General features: G+C 39.0%; 13 protein-coding genes. 10 read left to right on the forward strand and 3 right to left on the reverse strand.

Annotated elements, in window-relative coordinates:
- Window positions 1-291: 291 nt before the first annotated feature.
- Together I6E85_RS05770 and ubiG are read right to left on the reverse strand one after the other, a co-directional pair.
- Window positions 292-972, reverse strand: coding sequence for an HAD family hydrolase (locus I6E85_RS05770; RefSeq protein ID WP_024590149.1), 681 nt, complete (start codon window positions 970-972; stop codon window positions 292-294).
- The gene (ubiG, locus tag I6E85_RS05775; protein ID WP_008171708.1) at window positions 972-1,682 is read right to left on the reverse strand and encodes a bifunctional 2-polyprenyl-6-hydroxyphenol methylase/3-demethylubiquinol 3-O-methyltransferase UbiG; all 711 of its coding nucleotides are present in this window, start codon (window positions 1,680-1,682) and stop codon (window positions 972-974) included. The genes I6E85_RS05770 and ubiG overlap by 1 nt, the downstream gene beginning before the upstream one ends.
- Window positions 1,683-1,858: 176 nt before the next feature.
- Between ubiG and gyrA the strand changes: the two genes are divergently transcribed.
- The 10 genes from gyrA to I6E85_RS05825 all read left to right on the forward strand — a co-directional run bounded on the left by gyrA (window position 1,859) and on the right by I6E85_RS05825 (window position 13,141).
- Window positions 1,859-4,558 (forward strand): DNA topoisomerase (ATP-hydrolyzing) subunit A, encoded by a 2,700-nt coding sequence (gene gyrA, locus I6E85_RS05780; RefSeq protein ID WP_007583046.1) that lies wholly within the window; start codon window positions 1,859-1,861, stop codon window positions 4,556-4,558.
- Between the two features lie 321 nt (window positions 4,559-4,879).
- On the forward strand, window positions 4,880-5,962 hold the full coding sequence (gene serC / locus I6E85_RS05785) for a 3-phosphoserine/phosphohydroxythreonine transaminase (protein WP_010552860.1): 1,083 nt from the start codon (window positions 4,880-4,882) through the stop codon (window positions 5,960-5,962).
- Window positions 5,962-7,239, forward strand: a complete 1,278-nt coding sequence (gene aroA, locus I6E85_RS05790) for a 3-phosphoshikimate 1-carboxyvinyltransferase (RefSeq protein WP_024590150.1) — start codon at window positions 5,962-5,964, stop codon at window positions 7,237-7,239. The genes serC and aroA overlap by 1 nt, the downstream gene beginning before the upstream one ends.
- A 106-nt stretch (window positions 7,240-7,345) precedes the next feature.
- Window positions 7,346-8,056 carry a (d)CMP kinase gene (cmk, locus tag I6E85_RS05795; RefSeq protein WP_024590151.1) on the forward strand — a complete coding sequence of 237 codons (711 nt, stop codon included), beginning with the start codon at window positions 7,346-7,348 and terminating at the stop codon, window positions 8,054-8,056.
- Window positions 8,057-8,152: 96 nt separating this feature from the next.
- Entirely contained in the window at window positions 8,153-9,820 is a 1,668-nt protein-coding gene (gene rpsA, locus I6E85_RS05800) for a 30S ribosomal protein S1 (protein ID WP_002961176.1), read from the forward strand.
- A 67-nt stretch (window positions 9,821-9,887) separates the two neighbouring features.
- A complete protein-coding gene (gene ihfB / locus I6E85_RS05805) occupies window positions 9,888-10,175 on the forward strand; it encodes an integration host factor subunit beta (protein ID WP_007583054.1) in 288 nt (95 codons plus the stop codon).
- Window positions 10,176-10,196: 21 nt separating this feature from the next.
- Entirely contained in the window at window positions 10,197-10,478 is a 282-nt protein-coding gene (locus I6E85_RS05810; protein ID WP_007583056.1) for a lipopolysaccharide assembly protein LapA domain-containing protein, read from the forward strand.
- 2 nt (window positions 10,479-10,480) lie between these two features.
- Entirely contained in the window at window positions 10,481-11,617 is a 1,137-nt protein-coding gene (gene lapB, locus I6E85_RS05815; RefSeq protein WP_010552858.1) for a lipopolysaccharide assembly protein LapB, read from the forward strand.
- 351 nt (window positions 11,618-11,968) lie between these two features.
- Entirely contained in the window at window positions 11,969-12,673 is a 705-nt protein-coding gene (gene pyrF, locus I6E85_RS05820) for an orotidine-5'-phosphate decarboxylase (RefSeq protein WP_010552857.1), read from the forward strand.
- A 93-nt stretch (window positions 12,674-12,766) separates the two neighbouring features.
- Window positions 12,767-13,141 (forward strand): hypothetical protein, encoded by a 375-nt coding sequence (locus I6E85_RS05825; protein WP_007583062.1) that lies wholly within the window; start codon window positions 12,767-12,769, stop codon window positions 13,139-13,141.
- Window positions 13,142-13,184: 43 nt separating this feature from the next.
- Here I6E85_RS05825 and I6E85_RS05830 read toward each other — a convergent pair whose 3' ends face one another.
- Entirely contained in the window at window positions 13,185-14,018 is an 834-nt protein-coding gene (locus I6E85_RS05830; protein WP_024590152.1) for a S1 RNA-binding domain-containing protein, read from the reverse strand.
- Window positions 14,019-14,020 lie beyond the last annotated feature (2 nt).

Genomic DNA, 14,020 nt, shown 5'->3' on the forward strand with positions numbered 1-14,020 from the left:
ACCTAGTTGAAATATCAATTCCATCAAAGTGTTAATAAAACTTTAATGTGGTCTGAGTTGTTTTGCAAGGGACATAATTGCCCCTGTTTGTGGATAACTTTAGGATAACGCATTTGTGTTAGTAGAGACTCACCTTCGAACAATCAATTAAGTTGAAATATGCAAAAATCAATTAGTGATCTGCTAAATTTACGCATTTTAAAAATAAATTCTGACTGCTTTTTTTATCAGCAAGCTTTGTGTGAAAGCTAACAAAACCACAGCATATAGTGTTTGATAATTAAAATAGCACTATATATGGTTAAAACCATCAATTGGGCTTTGCCAGTTAAAATCAGCATTCCAGCTGTTGGCTTCATCAATACTTGGGATGTAACCCCAAAGTGCCGTTGCGGTATGCATACCTGCCGCTTTGCCTGCTTGTATGTCACGCTGTGCATCACCAATGTATAAACAACGGCTTGGTTCTACCTGCATAAGCTTTGCACAATGTAGCAGTGGTAAAGGTGATGGCTTAGCTTCAGCTAATGTGTCGCCACTTATTACTACACTGACATTTTTTAATGCGGGAATAGCTGCCACTAAAGGATCGGTTAAAAACCCTGGTTTATTAGTCATGATCCCCCATTTGATCTTTTTCTGATCAAGGGCGATAAGTAACGATTCAACTCCGCTGAAGCAACGTGTGTGATTTGCTATGTTTGTGGCGTACTCGTCAACTAATTGCTTTATAAGCTCGCTTTGGGGTTGTTTAGCCCATAATTCTTTAAAACCAGCCTCTAATAATGCGCCTGCGCCGTTAGATGCCGCAGGACGGTATATATCACTACTAACAGGTTCTATTTTATTGCTAATAAGAACTGCGTTTAAAGCGGCACCTAAATCATCAGCGGTGTCGAGTAGGGTGCCGTCTAAATCAAATAAAAATGCATCGTACTCAATAAGGGGTAGGGGGGCTTGAGAGTTAGCCATTAAGCTAACTTCTCAAAATAAAGTATGTAATTTACGCTAACGTCACTATTGAGCGTATATTGCTTTGATAGTGGGTTATAAGAAAGCCCTGTGCTTGCACGAACTTTTAAACCGGCTTGCTCTGCCCATGCAATAAGTTGTGCAGGCTTTATAAACTTTTTATGGTCGTGTGTACCTTCAGGCACCATTTTTAAGAGTTTTTCAGCGCCAACAATCGCGTATAAATATGCTTTAGGTGTTTTGTTCAGGGTTGAAAAAAACACGTCCGCGCCTGGTTTGGCAAGTGCAGCTACAGCATGAATGATAGATGCTGGGTCGGGAACGTGCTCAAGCATTTCCATACACGTTATTACATCAAAGCGCTCAGGGTACTGTGTTGCAAACTCTTCTGCAGGCACTTTTATATAATCTACATTTACGCCAGTTTCTAAACTGTGCAACTTAGCAACAGTTAAAGGTTCTTGGCCCATATCGATGCCAGTTACTTTTGCACCCATACGCGCCATGCTTTGGCTTAAAATACCGCCGCCACAGCCAACGTCGAGTGTTTCTTTATCGAATAAGCCTTGCGTTTTGTTTGCTATAAAGTCTAAACGTAACGGGTTAATTTCGTGAAGAGGTTTGAATTCTCCGTCTAGGTCCCACCAACGCTCAGCGATGGCTTCAAATTTTGCTATTTCTGCGTGATCTACATTTTGATGTTCGGTCATAAAATACTTCCTCGTCAATCTGAGGCCATTATATAGGGCTAAATTGATAAATCGCAAAGTTTTGCGCCTGTAAATTAAAATTAATTGTGATAGCATGGCTGTTAGAAATAATAACAATACTCTTAATACCCAATACCGGGTTGTTGAGAGCTGATACTGAAGGAATGTGATATCAAATGACTGATCTCGCCAATGAAATTCTGCCAGTCAATATTGAAGACGAGTTAAAAAACTCCTACTTAGATTACGCAATGAGCGTAATAGTAGGACGTGCATTACCAGACGTACGTGACGGCTTAAAACCTGTTCATCGCCGCGTTTTGTTTGCAATGAACGAGCTTAGTAATGACTGGAACAAGCCTTACAAAAAATCGGCCCGTGTGGTCGGTGACGTAATCGGTAAATACCATCCACACGGCGACAGTGCAGTTTATGACACGATAGTTCGTATGGCTCAGCCATTCTCACTACGTTATATGCTTGTAGATGGCCAAGGTAACTTCGGTTCGGTTGATGGTGATTCAGCAGCGGCAATGCGTTATACAGAAGTACGTATGGCAAAAATGTCGCATGAGTTATTAGCCGATCTTGAAAAAGAAACGGTTGATTTCGTTCCTAACTACGATGGCACTGAGTTCATCCCTGACGTGTTACCTACGAAAGTCCCTAATTTATTAGTGAATGGTTCGTCGGGTATTGCAGTAGGTATGGCTACAAATATACCACCACATAACTTAACTGAAGTTGTGAACGGTTGTTTGGCACTTATTCAAAATCCTGATTTAACTATTTTAGAGTTAATGGATTATATCCCTGGTCCTGATTTCCCTACGGCTGCAATTATCAACGGTAAAAAAGGCATTGAACAAGCCTATTTAACTGGCCGTGGTAAAGTGTACATGCGTGCACGCGCCGACGTCGAAACCGATGAAAAAACAGGCCGTGAAACAATCATCGTTCACGAAATTCCTTATCAAGTTAATAAAGCCCGTTTAATTGAAAAAATTGCTGAGCTTGTTAAAGATAAGAAAATTGAAGGTATTAGTGCACTACGTGATGAATCAGATAAAGACGGTATGCGTATCGTTATTGAAATTAAACGTGGTGATGTAGGCGAAGTTATTTTAAATAACTTGTATTCACAAACTCAGTTACAAACTGTGTTTGGTATGAATATGGTTGCATTAATTAACAACCAACCTAAGTGTTTTAATCTAAAAGAAATGCTTGAAGAGTTTATTATTCACCGCCGTGAAGTAGTAACTCGCCGTACCGTGTTTGATTTACGCAAAGCGCGTGACCGTGCTCATACGCTTGAAGGTTTAGCAATTGCGCTTGCAAACATTGACCCAATTATCGAGCTTATTCGTAAATCACCTACACCTGCTGAAGCTAAAATTGCTTTAACTGCACGTCCGTGGGAATTAGGTCATGTACAAGGTATGCTTGAAAAAGCAGGCGAAGATAATGTAGCCCGTCCAGATTGGCTTGCTGATGATTTAGGTATTCGCGACGGTCAATACTATATTTCTGAGCAACAAGCTCAAGCAATTCTAGATTTGCGTTTACACAAGCTTACTGGTCTTGAACACGAAAAAATCTTAACTGAATATCAAGCGTTATTAGAGTTAATTGCTGAGCTACTTTATATTTTGGCAACACCTGAGCGTTTAATGGAAGTTATTCGTGACGAACTAGTTGAAATTAAAGCGCAGTATGGCGACGAACGTCGTACTGAGATCAATGCAGCGGCTCACGATATCAGCCTTGAAGACTTAATTACCGAAGAAAACGTTGTTGTAACGCTTTCTCACGAAGGGTATGTGAAGTATCAGGCATTGTCTGATTACGAAGCACAGCGTCGTGGTGGTAAAGGTAAGTCAGCAACGAAGATGAAAGATGAAGATTTCATTGAACGTCTGTTAGTTGCAAATACACACGATACTATTTTATGTTTCTCTACGGCCGGTCGTTTATATTGGCTTAAAGTGTATCAGTTACCACTAGCAAGTCGTGCAGCGCGCGGTAAGCCAATTGTTAACTTGTTACCACTTGAAGCTGATGAACGTATTACTGCTATATTGCCAGTACGCGAGTACGCAGAAGATAAATATATCTTTATGGCAACTGCATTCGGTACAGTTAAGAAAACACCATTAACGGCTTACAGTCGTCAACGTGCAAGCGGTATTATTGCTGTTAACTTAAATGATGGCGATAGCTTGATTGGTGTTGATATTACCGATGGTAGCAACGAAATTATGTTGTTCACTGATGCAGGTAAAGTTGTACGGTTCAAAGAAGCTGAAGAAACAACAGTTGTTGATGAAAACGGTAACCCAGTATTAGACGAAGAAGGTAACCCTGAGATTCGCTTCAAAGGTGTTCGCCCAATGGGTCGTACTGCTACAGGTGTTCGTGGTATTAAAATGCCAGACGAGCAACGCGTAGTATCGTTAATTGTACCAAAAACTGACGGTGCTATTCTAACGGTAACTGAAAATGGTTACGGTAAGCGTACACAACTTGAAGATTACCCATCTAAGAGTCGTGCAACACAAGGTGTTGTATCAATTAAGGTGAGTGAACGTAACGGCGCTGTTGTTGGTGCTGTGCAAGTTGATGACAACGATGAAATAATGATTATTTCGAATCGTGGTACCTTAGTACGAACTCGCGTTAATGAAGTTTCAACGGTTGGACGTAACACACAAGGTGTTATTTTGATCAGAACTATTGACGGAGAGCAAGTAGTTGGTTTACAACGTATAGAAGAGATTGAAGTTACAGAAAGTGACTTAATTGATATTGAAGACGTTGAAACAGTAGATACGGTTATTGATGAAGTAGCGGATGATAATCCTCCTTCAGAATAATTGATATTGAAAAAGCGGCCTTGGCCGCTTTTTTTAATGTTGTTGAAAAAAATTAATAGGGTGTGAAATTATACTCATACCAATTCGCTTAATTAAGAGATCTATTTTGAGGGTGGAAAAACGTGTTGATAGCTAGGCAAAAAATTCGCTATTTAGTTGTTCTAAATGAGAATTTTTTAACGCAAGTAGCGACACGTTTAGCCCCGCAAAATGATTAAGTATTATTGCGGATTGGTATTATTCATTAAATTTTAAAGGTTTAGCGGATTGGTATTAAATGTTCATGCTTAGTAGTTAAATTACTGGAATGAGGCAAAGGTAATGAGTAAATATAATTTTTGTGCGGGGCCAGCTATGCTTCCGCAAGCGGTTATGAAAAAAGCGCAAAAAGAGTTTCTAGATTGGCAAGACCTAGGTGTGTCTGTGATGGAGATTAGCCATCGTAGTAAAGAGTTTTTAGCGCTTACAGCTAAATGTGAAGCTAGCCTTCGTCGCCTAATGAATATTAGTGATGAATTTGAAGTGCTGTTTATGCATGGTGGTGGTCGTGGCCAGTTTAGTGCTGTGCCATTAAACTTACACCAAGAAGGCAAAACAGCGTTTTATTGCGAGAATGGCGTATGGTCGAAAAGCGCCAGAGATGAAGCGAATAAGTTTACTCAAACGTCTTTTACGGATGTCCGTAATGATGCTGATGGTGAGTTTTCAATTAAAGACGTTGCTGACTGGGAATTACCAGAAGACGCTGCGTACATCCACTATTGCCCTAATGAAACTGTCGATGGCTTAGAGATTTTTGATGTACCAAGCCACCCAACAGCTCCGATTATTGCTGATATGTCTTCAACTATTTTATCGCGTGAGATAGACGTTAATAAATTTGATTTGATTTACGCTGGTGCGCAAAAAAATATCGGTCCATCGGGCATATCAATTGTTATTGTTCGTAAAACATTACTTGAGCGCGAAGGTTTGCCAAAGCCCGGTATTTTAGATTACGCACTTGAAGCAAAGCAGGGCAGTATGTTTAATACCCCACCTACCTTTGCTTGGTATTTAGCGGCTGAAGTATTTGAATGGCTTGAAAGCAATGGTGGGGTAAAAGCCATGGAAGCACAAAATATTGCTAAAGCAAATTTACTGTATGATTTTATCGATAACTCAGATTTTTATTCAAATATAGTCGCTAAACATTGCCGCTCACGCATGAATGTTCCATTTTGGTTAAACGATGAAAGCTTAAATAGCAAATTTGTTGCTCAATCAAACGAGGCCGGTTTACTTGCACTTGAAGGTCACAGAATTGTGGGCGGTATGCGCGCAAGTATTTATAACGCTATGCCTCTTGAAGGTGTTCAAGCACTTGTAGATTTTATGGCTGCATTTGCAAAGGAGCACAGCTAATGGAGCAGCTCCGTTTAGAACCTATTTCTAAAGTAAATGGCACGGTAACCCTACCAGGTTCAAAGAGTCTATCGAACAGAATTTTATTATTAGCAGCACTGGCAAACGGTACCACCGTTGTAGAAAACTTACTTGATAGTGACGATATACGCCATATGCTGGGTGCTTTAAAGTTATTAGGTGTAAATGTAACTTTAAATGATGAACACACTGTAGCGACCGTAGAGGGAGTTGGTGGTGTGTTTAATACACCTACTGAGCCCTTGTTTTTAGGTAATGCAGGTACTGCTTACAGACCTTTAACGGCTGTACTTGCTGCCGTTGCTGGTGAGTATGAGCTAATTGGCGAGCCACGTATGGAAGAGCGTCCGATAGGTCACTTGGTTGATGCTCTACAAGCGCTTGGTGGTGATGTTACCTATACAAAACACAAAGACTATCCACCACTTAAAATTGTAGGTGGTCAAATAAAAGGTGGTGAGGTTGAAATTGACGGTAGTATTTCAAGTCAATTTTTAACGGCTCTATTAATGGCAGCGCCATTATTTAGCGGTGATACAACGATAACTATTAAAGGTACTTTAGTATCTAAACCTTATATTGATATTACGCTTGATGTAATGGCACGTTTTGGTGTTAATGTTGAACACAGTGATTATGCAACTTTTAAAGTTAAAGGTGGTCAACAGTATCAATCACTCGAACGAATTATGGTTGAAGGCGATGCATCTTCTGCTTCTTACTTTGTTGCTGCGGCTGCAATTGCTGGCGGCGAGATTGAAATTAAAGGCGTGGGTGCTAAATCAGTTCAAGGTGATATAGGCTTTGCTAAAGTAATGGAGCAAGTAGGCGCGAAAATCGATTGGTATGATGAGCGTTTAGTTGTTCGCAAAGGCGAATTAAAAGGCGTAGATATTGACGCTAATGCAATTCCTGATGCTGCTATGACCCTTGCAACTGTTGCTCTTTTCGCTAAAGGCCCAACTGCCATTCGTAACATTTATAACTGGCGAGTAAAAGAAACAGACCGTTTATATGCGATGGCAACTGAGCTTAGAAAAGTAGGTGCAGAAGTGGTAGAAGGGCATGACTTTATAGAAATTACACCGCCTAAACACTTCAACGATGTAGCAATAGACACTTACGACGATCACCGTATAGCCATGTGTTTTGCAATGGTTGCCGTTGGTGGAAAGCCAATAACGATTAATGATCCAAAGTGTACCTATAAAACATTTCCTACATTTTTCAATGTTTTAGCGTCAGTCAGTGAATAAGCTAATTAGAAGTAATTACAAAAGTTACACACTAATAGCAGATATATTTTAATAACTGACGTATAATGTCGCGGTTTATTTAGGTGTGCATTGCAGGAGGTTTTAAATGCAGGCGTTATTAATGCCCGTGATCACCGTTGATGGCCCAAGTGGTTCAGGTAAAGGAACTGTTTGTCGCTTGTTAGCCGACAAGTTAGGGTGGGATGTATTAGATAGCGGTGCGATTTATCGCGTTTTATCTTTAGCTGCACTTCATCACCAAATTGCATTAGACAATGAAGAAGGGCTTGTCCCTCTTGCTGCAAATTTAGATGTGCAGTTTTTGGTAGATAGCCAAACTAATGCAGGAAAAGTTATTTTAGAAGGCGAAGATGTAACTACTACTATTCGTAATGAAGAAGTAGGCGCTGCAGCATCAAAAGTTGCAGCATTACCTCGCGTTCGTGAAGCGTTATTACGTCGCCAGCGTGCATTTCGCACTGAAAACGGCTTAATTGCCGATGGCCGTGATATGGGCACTGTGGTTTTTCAAGATGCGCCGTTAAAAATATATTTAACAGCAAGTGCAGAAGAGCGTGCTCGTAGACGCTTTGTTGAGTTGAATACGCGCGGTCTTGATGTTACACTAAGTGGTCTATTACAGGACATTCAAGCTCGTGACGAGCGCGATATGAATCGTGCCGTTGCTCCGCTTGTACCTGCAGAAGATGCTATTGAGCTTGATACTAGCGAACTCAATGCACAGCAAGTGTTTGATAAAGTAATAACTTTATTAGATATTGCAATCTCTGAAGGTAAGCTTCCTAAACGAAGCTAAAACACATTTTATGCGCCAGCAGGATGCCAGTGCTATTTTAACAACCCCATGCAGCATGGTTGCTTATTGGTATAATATATAGAGACGTATATTCGTATGTCAGAAAATTTTGCGCAGTTATTTGAAGAAAGCTTAAAGGGTTTTGAAGCAGAGCAAGGCTCTATCGTTAAAGGTACAGTAATCTCAATCGAGAACAACATTGTACTTGTAGATGCTGGTCTTAAATCAGAAAGTGCTATCCCTGCTGAGCAGTTCAAAAATGCTGCTGGTGAACTTGAAGTTGCTGTTGGCGACGAAGTAGATGTTGCACTAGATGCAATTGAAGACGGTTTCGGTGAAACTATACTTTCTCGTGAGAAAGCTAAGCGTCACGAAGCATGGATCCGTCTTGAGAAAGCATGTGAAGAGCAAGAGACTGTTACTGGTGTTATCAACGGTAAAGTTAAAGGCGGTTTCACAGTTGAAGTTGATTCAATCCGTGCTTTCCTACCTGGTTCACTTGTTGATGTTCGTCCAGTACGTGACACAACTCACCTTGAAGGCAAAGAGCTTGAATTTAAAGTAATCAAGCTTGACCAAAAACGTAACAACGTTGTTGTTTCACGTCGTGCAGTTATCGAATCTGAAAACTCACAAGAACGTGAAGAGCTTCTTGCTAACCTTGTTGAAGGCCAAGAAGTTAAAGGTATCGTTAAGAACCTTACTGACTACGGTGCATTCGTTGACCTTGGTGGTGTTGATGGTCTACTACACATTACTGATATGGCTTGGAAGCGTGTTAAGCACCCTTCAGAAATCGTTAATGTTGGCGACGAAATCGCAGTTAAAGTTCTAAAATTCGACAAAGATAAAACTCGTGTATCTCTAGGCCTTAAACAGCTTGGTGAAGATCCATGGGCAGCTATCGCTGGTCGTTACCCAGAAGGTTCTAAACTTTCTGGTCGTGTTACTAACCTTACAGATTACGGCTGTTTCGTGGAAATCGAAGAAGGCGTTGAAGGTTTAGTACACGTTTCTGAAATGGATTGGACTAACAAAAACATCCATCCTTCAAAAGTTGTTAGCTTAGGCGACACTGTTGAAGTTATGGTTTTAGAAATTGACGAAGAACGTCGTCGTATTTCTCTTGGTCTTAAGCAATGTATTGCTAATCCTTGGCAGGAATTTGCTCGTCTACAAAACAAAGGCGATCAAGTTACTGGTAAGATCAAATCAATCACTGACTTCGGTATCTTTATCGGTCTTGACGGTGGTATTGACGGTCTTGTACACCTTTCAGACATTTCTTGGAATACACCTGGCGAAGAAGCTGTACGTGAATTCAAGAAAGGCGACGAAATCACTGCTATCGTATTGCAAGTTGACCCAGAGCGTGAACGTATCTCTCTAGGTGTTAAGCAAATCGAAGCTGACCCATTCAATAACTACCTTGATGCAAACAAAAAAGGTGCTATTGTTAAAGGTAAAGTGACTGAAGTTGATGCGAAAGGCGCAACTGTTGAACTTATCGAAGGCGTTGAAGGTTACATCCGTGTAGCTGATATCGCTCAAGAACGCGTTGAAGATGCAACTACTGTTGTTTCTGTAGGCGACGAGATTGAAGTTAAATACGTTGGTGTTGATCGTAAGAACCGCACTTTAAGCTTATCTGTAAAAGCTCTTTTCGAAGCAGAAGAGAAAGAAGTACTAGAGAAGCTTAAGAAAGAAGAGCCAGTGTTTGAAAACGCAATGGCAGCTGCTTTCGCAAATGCACAAAAAGACTAATATATAATTAGTTTTTAGTTGGAAGGGCATTTTTTGCCCTTCCTATATCTCTTTTTAAGGAAACGCTATGACTAAGTCAGAACTGATAGAAACACTTGCGGAACAACACGCACACGTTCCAGTGAAAGATGTTGAGAATGCTGTAAAAGAAATTCTTGAACAAATGGCCGGCTCATTATCTACTTCAGATCGTATTGAGATCAGAGGTTTTGGTAGTTTCTCTTTGCATTTCCGCGCTCCTCGCACAGGTCGTAATCCTAAGACTGGCGATACAGTTGAGCTTGAAGGAAAGCATGTACCTCATTTTAAACCAGGCAAAGAATTACGCGACCGCGTAAATGAAAGCATTGCCTAGTTAACTTAGTGGAGTAGTTACTTGTTCAAGGTATTAAAAATTATTCTGGTTGCGCTATGCCTTATCAGTGCATTTGTATTAGGGTCACAAAACCCACAGTTAGTACAAATAAATTATATTATAGCCAGTAATACACTACCTTTAGCTGTAATAATAAGTATCTGCTTTTTATTAGGTGTTTTAGTGGGTTGTTTTATTAGCTTTAAATTGTTTTCACAATTAAAGTGGCAAAACTACCGCTTAAAAAAGCAATTAGCGCCTGAAAAAGATAAAAAAAAGCTTGCCGCGAATAAAGACACCTAACTATGATTGAGCTTTTGTTTTTACTATTACCTGTTGCCGCCGGTTACGGCTGGATTATGGGTAAAAACAGTGCTAAAAACCAAGCTCATCAACTAAATCGTCAGATCACTTCTGAATACAGCAAAGGCTTAAAGTTTCTACTCGACAGAGAAGAAGACCAAGGCTTAGAGCACTTGATTAATTTGCTTGAAGTTTCAGCTGACTCTGTTGAACACTATTCTACACTTGCCACCATGTTTCGCCGTAGAGGTGAATTGGACCGCGCAATTAAAATTCATGAACTTCTATTAAAACACCCAGGCTTAAATGAACAACAAGCTGCAACTAGCCGTTTAGAACTTGCCGAAGATTATATAATGGCTGGTCTACTAGATAGTGCAGAAGAGCACTTAGTTTGGTTAGTTAAGGCTGGCCATGTAGAAGCGCTAGACCCTATTATTACTTTATATTCGCAAACCCGTGAATGGGAAAAAGGCATCAACATGTTTGAAGCCCACAGCGAACTATTTTCAAAAGAACAGCAATTTAAAGCGATTGCTAATTTTTATTGTGAGTCAGCTTTAAGTGACAACACGCCCCAACTAATGAGAAAAGCGATTAGCTTAAATTATAAAGCCGTACGTCCGCTTTACGAGTTAGGATTAGTTGCTTACGCGAAAGAAGATTACGTTAAAGCTATTTATTACTGGCGTGAGCTTGTATCACAATTCACTTTGTTTGCGCCGTTGTTTATTGATGAGCTGGCTCACAGCTATAAACAATTAAATTTAACGCATCAATTTCATGAATTAGTCAGTGACTTGTTAGAAAAGGGCGGTGTATTAATTAAAATAAAACATTGCCAGGCATTGCTTGAGCAAGGACACACTAAACAAGCCTTTGAATTTCTAACTGATAGCTTAAAACGTCAACCGACTATTCGTGGTTTCAGTTTTTTACTGCAATTAATGGGTGACCAAAATAAAAATACTAAAGAAGTACTTAATGAAATTGATAAGCTTGTAACCTCTTATATTGCTACAAAACCTGATTTCCAATGTCAGCATTGCGGTTTTACAAGCTACACAATATATTGGAATTGCCCTTCTTGTAAGCATTGGGAAACCATTGTTCCAAGTCGAGGCTTAGACGGATTTTAATAACCCCTTAAATAATATCGGATTTAACTATGATAATTTTAGCAAATTAAACTGAGAGTTTACTGGGTTGGAATTTTTTGATGTTGTGTCTATATAAATTTCTCTACACCTTCTCTCAAATTACCAGCTAGCACTATTGCATTAAATCTACTTATACAATTACTTTATATCAATTCGCTTAATTAAGTGGTCTGTTTTGAGGTAAGAAAATCGTGTCGATAACAAGGCAAAAAATTTCGTAATATTATTGTTCTATATAAGAAATTTTTAACGCAGTTAGCGTCAGATTTGGTCCTCAAATTGATTAAGTATTATTGCGGATTGGTATTATAGCCATACATTAGGATAGTCATGTCTTTCGAACACTCAAAAAAAATTCTTATAGCATTAGATTACGATGATCAAGAGGTTGCTTTAAACTTTGTTAAACAACTTTCTCCTGATACATGTCGCCTTAAAGTAGGCAAAGAGATGTTTACTTATTTTGGACCTGCATTTGTTAAAGAGTTAATTGATTTAGGTTTTGATGTTTTTCTAGATTTAAAATTTCATGACATCCCTAATACAGTAGCTAAAGCTGTTACTGCAGCTGCGAAAATGGGTGTGTGGATGGTAAACGTTCATGCTTCTGGTGGTTTTGAAATGATGAGCAAAGCTAAATCGGCTCTAGAACAATTTGGCGATAAAGCGCCATTACTTATCGCGGTTACTGTATTAACAAGCATGGATGAAACAGAACTAAAGCGTTTAGGCGTTGATAAATCTGCTCAAGAGCAAGTTATATATTTAGCTAAGCTTGCAAAGGAAGCAGGGCTTGATGGCGTTGTGTGTTCTGCACAAGAAGCAAAAGCTTTAAAAGCAGAGTTAGGTGAGAACTTTAAACTTGTAACACCAGGTATACGTCCTGAAGGCAGTGATGCTGGCGATCAAAAGCGTATTATGACTCCTAAGCAAGCAATAGATGCAGGAAGTGATTATTTAGTTATAGGCCGACCTATTACTCAGGCGGATGATCCCGTAAAAGTGCTTAGTGATGTTAATAGATCTATAGCATAATTTAACAAAAAGCAGCAATATAGTGCTAAAAGCCCTTACCTCATGTGTATTTTATGTTACATTATTAGGATTGAAATGTAGTAGGGGTTTGTTTTGAAGTTATTATTAGGTTTTATAATTATTATTGTTGCGGGTTTTTCAGTAAATAAAAATCTTTTTTCTAATAAAGCATATGATGATGTTACATCAGTAACAGATATAATCACGAATTACCCTGTCAATATGTTCGATTTTAAACAAACAATGCAAGATTATGCACACCACCTATGTTACAAAAATGAGGATACACTTACATCTCAGCATATAACAGTAACTGATTGCATATCTAAGCTTGATGATAAAAAAATAGAATGCGAAAAGAAGGTTTTTCGTTTGGCACCGCTTAACCTAGAGTCAAAAGGTGAAGTGCTTGATTATTCAAGGCAATATACGCAATGTACATTGCCTTATAAGTATATTTTAGGTTAATTACAAACAGATAATATTAGTAATTACAGCCTATTATTTATAATTAAGATCTTAAGCGAATGGATTTCGCTTCAATATCTATCAACTCTTGTTTGAATAATCCACCAATTGCTTTTTTATAGTTAGCTTTACTAGTAGAAAACATCTTTTTTATAGCTTCAGGTTCAGATTTATCACCTAATGGGATAACACCACCTTCATTTTTTAGTTTTTGCATAATAGTTTCACCAAGGTCACTTACTTTTCCCATACCTGGCTTTTCTAATACAACATCAATTTTTCCGTCTTCACGTACTTTCTGAATGAAGCCTTTAAGCTTTTGACCCACAAATAAGCTTTTAAATACCATATTGTAAAAAACAACACCGAAATGCGATTCTTCAATTAATACCTTGTAGCCAATATCTGTTTTGCCAGCAACAATTAAATCCACTTCTTGTAAGTGAGTATATTGTGGCTCATCTTTAGATAGGAAGCGATTAAAGTTATTTGATGCACAAATACGTTGGCTTGCATTATCAAGGTACAAACGAACTAAATATGAGTGACCTTCTTGCATGCGTGGTTTTTGTTCGTTAAACGGGGTTAGTACATCTTTTTCAAGACCCCAATCTAAAAATGCACCAATACTATTAATTTCTTTAACGCGAAGCAGGGCATATTCACCTACTTGTGCGTGTGGCTTTTTAGTTGTGGCAGTTGCTAAGTTAGCGTTGTCTAAAAAGATAAATACACTAATGCTATCGCCCGCTTCAAGCTCATGTTTAATTTCTTGTTTTGGTAAAAACACTTCACCTAAATCATGACCGTCTAAGTAAGCACCTTCGTTACTCACTTCTTTTACAAATAATGTTTGTGTGGTTCCTAGGTAACTCATAA

The organism is Pseudoalteromonas sp. NZS71 (genome assembly GCF_015864715.1).
GTDB lineage: Bacteria > Pseudomonadota > Gammaproteobacteria > Enterobacterales > Alteromonadaceae > Pseudoalteromonas > Pseudoalteromonas arctica.